Consider the following 6511-nt stretch of genomic DNA (forward strand, 5'->3'; position numbering starts at 1 on the left):
TATCGAATGAGAATCGTCTTTTTTTAATTTGATTTACCGTACTAGTTAGAAAAACGTGAGTTTTTCAGCAGCCTCCTCATTGAGGTGCCCTTTTTAATTCACCATCTTTTTGAATCAGTTTGCTGGAATCAATCCTTTATGAATGGAGACTTCCTGGATGGCACGGTAGACCGTTTCGACCATGAAATCGAGTTCCTTTTCTGACATGGAAAGGATCGGCATCATCGTGATGACTGGACCAAGTTCCCGGATGATCAGGCCATTTTCCCGTGCTGTATGGATGATCCTGGAAACGATGTTCTCTTGGAGGGTGAACGTTTCTTTTGTTTCACGGTCTTTAACGATTTCCACTCCAATCATGAAGCCGCGCTGGCGAATATCGCCGACGATCGGAAGTTCGTATAGCGCTTGCAGTCTTTCGGCTAGGTATTTTGATTTTTTCTGGATGTCTTTAATGAGATTCCGGCTTTCCATTAGCTCGATATTCTTCAGGGCCAGTGCACAGGCTAGCTGATTTCCTGTATAGGTGTGGCCGTGATAGAAGGTTTTATGTTCTTCCCGTTCTCCCAAAAAGGATTGAAAGACCTGCTCGTTCATGATGGTGGCTGCGAGTGGCATATATCCCCCAGTGATCCCTTTGCCCATACACATGATATCAGGGACGACATCTTCCTGCTCGCAGGCAAACATCGTACCGGTGCGACCGAACCCTACGGCCACCTCGTCACAAATTAGGAGGATATCGTACTTCTTGCATAATTGTTCAACTTCTTTCAAAAAGCCCCGGGGATGGGTTATGATACCTGCCGCCCCCTGCACAAGCGGTTCGATGATCAATCCGGCAATTTCCTCTGATTGTTCCTGCAGCAACTTCTCCAGTTCCATCAAGCAATGGTTTTTCACTGCTTCTTGATCTCCATATTCAGTCATGTGATAGGCATATGGTGTAGGGGCGGAAATCCGTTGAAATAAGAGGGGCTTAAAGATTCTATGGAATAGATCCATTCCGCCCACACTCACGGCACCGACAGTATCGCCATGGTATGCTTCGTCAAGGGAGATGAATTTGTTTTTATTCTGATGCTTGACGGGATCGATATTCTGCCAATATTGATAAGCGACTTTAAGGGCGATTTCCACAGCGGCAGATCCCGTGTCAGAGTAGAAGACTTTCGATAAATGACCAGGAGTGATCTCTGCCAGTTTCTTTGCCAGTAAGATCGATGGTACATTTGCAGATCCCAGCAGAGTGGAGTGCGCGACTTTATTCACTTGTTCAATAAGGGCTCCGTTTAATTCCGGCTCGTTATGTCCGTGCACATTCACCCATAATGAAGCATAGCCGTCCAAATAGCGTTTGCCATCCACATCAATCAGATAGCTGCCTTCGCCGCGTTCGATGATCAGCGGTTTACTTTCCCGATACGTTTTCATTTGCGTGAACGGGTGCCATACATATTCCTTATCCCATTGTTCTAAATCCTGACTGTTCATGCTTTGAACACCTCTTTCAATTGTTGGGTATAATTTTGGTCACCAAGTAAATCAAGGATGCAGATCCTCAAATCTTTTCTAACATCGGCCAGTGTTGGAATGCAGGCGAGCCCCTTCAGCCCTGTCAGCTTTTCAATGGTTTCGATATTGTCTTGATGAATCCGATCCTCTGGCCGGTAATGATTATACAAAATGGTTTTAACGCATATATCATGGATTTGTGCATAAGAATGGGTCGTCACGACATTATGAATCGCTCCTAAACCACTTGTGGATACGAATACGACAGGCATGCCGCAATCTCTTATGAAATCCGTCGTCATATAGAAACCTTCCGCCCGTTCAATGAGCGGAACAGCCAATCCGCCTGCTCCTTCAACTAATACGACGTCATACATTTCCTCAAGTTCATGAACCCTTTCCACGGCTTTCTTCTCATCGATTTGACTCCCGGTTAATTTAATCGCCAAATGTGGGGAGGTTTCGGGTTCCAGTGTGTAAAACCCTGATTCCTTTACACCTAGTTCTTGCTCAAACCAAGAAATATCCGGGTATGTATTCGTTTCCTCATTGATTCCTGTTTGAAATGGCTTGAATATCGTGACGGTTTTTCCAAACGTTTGAAGAGAAAGATAAAGTGCACTCGTGACGATTGTCTTTCCAATATCCGTGCCAGTTCCGGTTATGAAGTAGGCTTGGCCCATGGATGATTCAGCTCCTTTACGTTTATGTATCTTGCAATTCGCGGACGTACTTGTTGAATGATGACAGCACATAGAATGCACAGCAGTAAATCACCGGGTACCGGTAATAAGAAGCCGTAAAGAATCGTTTGGTTGATTGAAAGCGGCGTTTCCACAATCCACTTCATTGCACCATACAGCCATATGCAGCCGAAGAAGTAAACGGTCAGCAAAGAGGCAGCGTTAGCAAGGAATATGGAACGAATCGTGGAGAGGGAAAACCGGTTGATCAGCCACCCGTTTACATAGGCTCCCAGAATATATCCGAGCAAATAGCCGAAAGTGGGTTTGAATATATAGCCGATTCCCCCGCCTTCAGCAAACACTGGCAACCCGATAAGTCCGATCAAGACGTAGCATAACTGACTGAGCAACCCAAGACGGGGCCCCAGCAATGCGCCTGCCAAATAGACTGCCAGAATTTGCAGTGTGAATGGTATATAAGGGATAGGTATTTTAATAAAGGCGCCAATTGCGGTTAACGCAGTAAAAAGGGCCACATAAGAAATCGTTCTTGCTTTCAAGGTTTTCACCACCTTTTTTAGAAATGGCAGGCAAATTGCCCACTATTAGTTTGCCTGATTTCTATTTTATATGTCAACTAATTAATATTTAGGTTAACATATAAAGTGCATGCCTTCTCAGTTTTTCAAGGACAAACTAGGAAAATATTGAAAAATAGCCATTGAATAATATTTTGTTTGTATGGTATTATTCATCCATATGTTAACTATAAATTATTTTAGTTAACATATTAAGTGGATTGAGGGCTGGTTATTGCCCATTTATTTCACTTAATGCTCCGTTACCAGTCATTTTCTGCCATTCTAAATGCAAAGCATTATGGTCTGTGATGCAAATGTGACTGGTGGGGAACTTCCGAACATTTTGGTTTGAAGGGAAAGATTGATATCGAAATGGGGACACCCTAAAAAAGCGGTAGCAGCAGAAGGTGGGATAAATCGCAGGAAGCAGGTCTTTGTAGACGATCTCTTTAGAGTCGGAGCGTTAGCTTTCACTTTATCTGCAGGTGTCGGGAGGGAAGCATCGATTCTTGCCCTGGCCAAGCTCCTTTCCAAGGAAGTACATAAGCACGGGGTCTAGGCACCAGCATTCGTATCGATTGGAACTTCGCGAGTTCTTCTTAATTAATCGCGGCAGATTCATGGAAAGGAATTGACAACATTAAAAGAAAAGAGGGATTGGATTTGGAAACATTAGTAAGGGATTGGAAGATGTTAGCGGAGAGCGTGATTAAAGGATATAAAGTTACGGCCGAAGAGGCATTAGCAATCGTACAAGCCCCAGATGGCGAAGTTTTGGAAATTTTGAATGCAGCATATCTCATACGCAAGCATCATTATGGAAAAAAGGTCAAATTGAATATGATCATCAATACGAAATCAGGATTATGTCCCGAAGATTGTGGCTACTGCTCGCAGTCGATCGTGTCGGAAGCCCCGATCGATAAATATGCATGGCTGACTAAAGAAAAGATTGTCGAGGGAGCGCAAGAATCAATCCGTCGTAAAGCGGGTACATATTGCATCGTTGCTTCTGGCCGTCGTCCGACCAACAGGGAAATTGATCATGTCATTGAAGCGGTAAAAGAAATCCGTGAAACGACGGATCTTAAAATCTGCTGCTGTTTAGGTTTCCTGAATGAGGAACATGCCGGCAAACTAGCAGAAGCGGGCGTTCATCGCTATAACCACAACTTAAATACATCACAGGAAAACTACAGCAATATTACATCAACACATACATATGAGGACCGGGTAGATACAGTCGAAACTGTGAAAGATGCGGGAATGTCCCCATGTTCAGGTGCCATTTTCGGTATGGGTGAATCTGCTGCGGAAGCAGTGGAAATCGCTCTATCCTTACGCAGCCTTGATGCGGATTCCATTCCTTGTAATTTTCTCAATGCAATTGACGGAACGCCTCTTGAGGGAACTTCCGAGTTGACCCCCACTAAATGCCTGAAACTGATTTCGATGATGAGATTCGTCAACCCGAGCAAAGAAATCCGTCTGGCCGGCGGTCGTGAGGTCAATCTCCGTTCCATGCAGCCAATGGCACTTTATGCAGCCAATTCCATCTTCGTCGGAGATTATTTAACGACAGCTGGTCAAGAACCAACGGCGGATTGGGGAATCATCGAAGACCTGGGGTTTGAAATCGAAGAATGTGCTCTTTAGGAAATATGAAAAAAAAGAAAAGTAAAAAGGAAGGCTGCTGTTACAGTAGCCTTCCTTTTTAAAATGTCTCGTGAATGATCGAGCCTGTCCTGGAAATATCATAATCACCTAAAGCATCGATTTCCGCTTGAAATGGATTCGAGGATAAAATTCTTTTGACGATTTTTATGATATGCTCGTTTTTCGGGGTTTTTAATAGAACAAGGTCATAACGTTCCGTTATCAATGGAATGAAGTCGACTCCGACTATTTTTGCCGCTTTTTCAATTCCAACGCCGACATCCGCAATACCTGATGAAACAGCTGATGCGACACTTAAATGGTTGGTTTCCTCATTTTCATACCCCTTAAGGCTTTTAGGCGGAATCTTATGGATCCTTAGCTGCTCATCAAGAAGGATTCTTGCACCAGATCCTCTTTCCCTATTGATGATGGTCAAGTGATCCTTGTTTAAATCATTCCAGGTGGTGAGATTGAAAGGATTCCCTTTTTTAACATATAAACCAGCATTCCTTGAAACGAGATTAAATAAAATATAAGGATAGCCAACCAAGATCTTTTTTATATATGGAAGATTATACTCACCCGTATCTCCATCAAACATGTGCATACTCACGATGTCGGAATCGCCATTGTACATGGATATAAGCCCGCTTAAACTTCCTGTGTTCGATCGTAATGTTTTATGGCCGGAATCCTTCTCGATGTACTGCCCCAGTATATCCAAAACCATGTCCTGCCCGCTGATGACAAGGGTTGGTGTGCCCTTCTCTTCGTTCCGATGGGGCTCGGCGATAGGACCCGGGGATGTAAGGGACTTACTGTCAGTGATATATTTCTCTAAATCCTTTGCATCCATTCTCATTTGCCTGCCCACTCGGAATACAGGCAGTTTCCCTTTTTTAACAAGATCATATATCGTCAATTTAGATACTTTTAAAAGCTGTGCCACTTCTTCGATTGTATAGGATAGCTCCTGCGACATGTGCATCCCTCCGTCCTTATTGTATCTTAGTGCCCTTTGGGAAGTAAATTCATGGATAAATAGGAAATGTTAGATTAACTAGTTATAATTAGATATAACTAGTTATAACTGGTTAGAAAGGAAGAGCGATTTTGAAAAAAATATACTTTATGATTTTTTCGATTATGCTGCTTGTGACAGTGGGGACAGGGTGTTCAAATGATGAAGCGGAAAACACAGAAATGAAGGCGGAGCAAGTGGAATTGACGGTTTCCGCAGCTGTAAGTTTGCAAGATGCTTTAAATGATATAAAAGATTCATTTGAAAAAGAGAATGTAAATGTGAAAGTTAATTATAACTTTGGAGCCTCCGGAGCTCTTCAGCAGCAAATTTCCCAAGGCGCACCTGTGGACCTGTTTTTCTCAGCTGCTGAAGATAAATTTGATAAATTAGTAGATGAAGATCTTATAGAAGAAAAAAACGGGATCGATTTAGTCGGCAATAAACTGGTGCTGGTGGTGCCAAAGGATTCCGATAAGAAAATGGAATCCTTGGAAGACCTAAAAAATGCTACTAAAATTTCGATCGGTACGCCAGAGTCTGTACCGGCAGGTCAGTATGCGAAACAGACATTGGAAAACATGAATCTCTGGAAAGAGGTTGAAGATAGATTGATATATGCCAAGGATGTCCGGCAAGTGCTTACATATGTGGAAACAGGGAACGTGGACGCTGGGCTCGTTTATAAGACGGATGCCATGAACTCATCAAAAGTTGATATCGTTGCAACAGCCAAGGAAGATTTACACGATCCGATCATTTATCCGGTAGGAATGATCAATAATAGTTCACACCGAAAGGAAGCACAGCTATTTTACGACTATCTTCAAAGTGTAGATTCTGACAAGGTTTTTAAAAAATATGGATTTGAAGATTTGGACTAATTCCGCAGTTTCGTTAATCGATTAGCGTTTAAATAATGATACAACAATGGTGTAATAGGGTGATAGGTGATCTATCCCCTTTGTTTATTTTTTAGGCTCTTTTCGTAAAGATTGTTGTTTTTAAAACGAAACTATTTAAGGTTGATTGGAGCGGAAGTGCGAGAC

Annotated in this window: 7 protein-coding genes; 3 read left to right on the forward strand and 4 right to left on the reverse strand. The window is 42.8% G+C overall.

The annotated features are described in order from the left end of the window. Nucleotides 1-114 precede the first annotated feature (114 nt). The 3 genes from bioA to ACFX4X_RS24985 are packed head-to-tail and all read right to left on the reverse strand — an operon-like array spanning nucleotide 115 to nucleotide 2761. Entirely contained in the window at nucleotides 115-1494 is a 1380-nt protein-coding gene (gene bioA / locus ACFX4X_RS24975) for an adenosylmethionine--8-amino-7-oxononanoate transaminase (RefSeq protein ID WP_377387505.1), read from the reverse strand. Next, nucleotides 1491-2198, reverse strand: a complete 708-nt coding sequence (bioD, locus tag ACFX4X_RS24980; protein WP_377387508.1) for a dethiobiotin synthase — start codon at nucleotides 2196-2198, stop codon at nucleotides 1491-1493. The genes bioA and bioD overlap by 4 nt, the downstream gene beginning before the upstream one ends. Beyond that, nucleotides 2177-2761 (reverse strand): biotin transporter BioY, encoded by a 585-nt coding sequence (locus tag ACFX4X_RS24985; protein ID WP_377387511.1) that lies wholly within the window; start codon nucleotides 2759-2761, stop codon nucleotides 2177-2179. The genes bioD and ACFX4X_RS24985 overlap by 22 nt, the downstream gene beginning before the upstream one ends. A gap of 382 nt (nucleotides 2762-3143) precedes the next feature. Here ACFX4X_RS24985 and ACFX4X_RS24990 point away from each other — a divergent pair, with 382 nt between their 5' ends. Both ACFX4X_RS24990 and bioB read left to right on the forward strand, forming a co-directional pair. Then, nucleotides 3144-3341: a hypothetical protein gene (locus ACFX4X_RS24990; RefSeq protein WP_377387514.1), complete on the forward strand. Its 198-nt coding sequence runs from the start codon at nucleotides 3144-3146 to the stop codon at nucleotides 3339-3341. 131 nt (nucleotides 3342-3472) lie between these two features. Then, a complete protein-coding gene (bioB, locus tag ACFX4X_RS24995) occupies nucleotides 3473-4438 on the forward strand; it encodes a biotin synthase BioB (protein WP_217899806.1) in 966 nt (321 codons plus the stop codon). A gap of 58 nt (nucleotides 4439-4496) precedes the next feature. Here the strand turns inward: bioB and ACFX4X_RS25000 are convergent, their stop codons facing one another. After that, nucleotides 4497-5423 carry a substrate-binding domain-containing protein gene (locus ACFX4X_RS25000; protein ID WP_377387517.1) on the reverse strand — a complete coding sequence of 309 codons (927 nt, stop codon included), beginning with the start codon at nucleotides 5421-5423 and terminating at the stop codon, nucleotides 4497-4499. Nucleotides 5424-5554: 131 nt separating this feature from the next. Between ACFX4X_RS25000 and modA the strand changes: the two genes are divergently transcribed. Further along, nucleotides 5555-6346, forward strand: coding sequence for a molybdate ABC transporter substrate-binding protein (gene modA, locus ACFX4X_RS25005; protein WP_377387519.1), 792 nt, complete (start codon nucleotides 5555-5557; stop codon nucleotides 6344-6346). Nucleotides 6347-6511: the final 165 nt, after the last annotated feature.

Origin of the sequence: Peribacillus sp. YIM B13481 (genome assembly GCF_042787985.1) — a bacterium.
Lineage (GTDB): Bacteria > Bacillota > Bacilli > Bacillales > DSM-1321 > Peribacillus > Peribacillus simplex_A.

Coding starts and splice junctions, on each gene's coding strand:
- bioA (WP_377387505.1), bottom strand. CDS start 1,494: ATGAACAGTCAGGATTTAGAACAATGGGATAAGGAATATGTATGGCAC.
- bioD (WP_377387508.1), bottom strand. CDS start 2,198: ATGGGCCAAGCCTACTTCATAACCGGAACTGGCACGGATATTGGAAAG.
- bioB (WP_217899806.1), top strand. CDS start 3,473: ATGTTAGCGGAGAGCGTGATTAAAGGATATAAAGTTACGGCCGAAGAG.
- ACFX4X_RS25000 (WP_377387517.1), bottom strand. CDS start 5,423: ATGTCGCAGGAGCTATCCTATACAATCGAAGAAGTGGCACAGCTTTTA.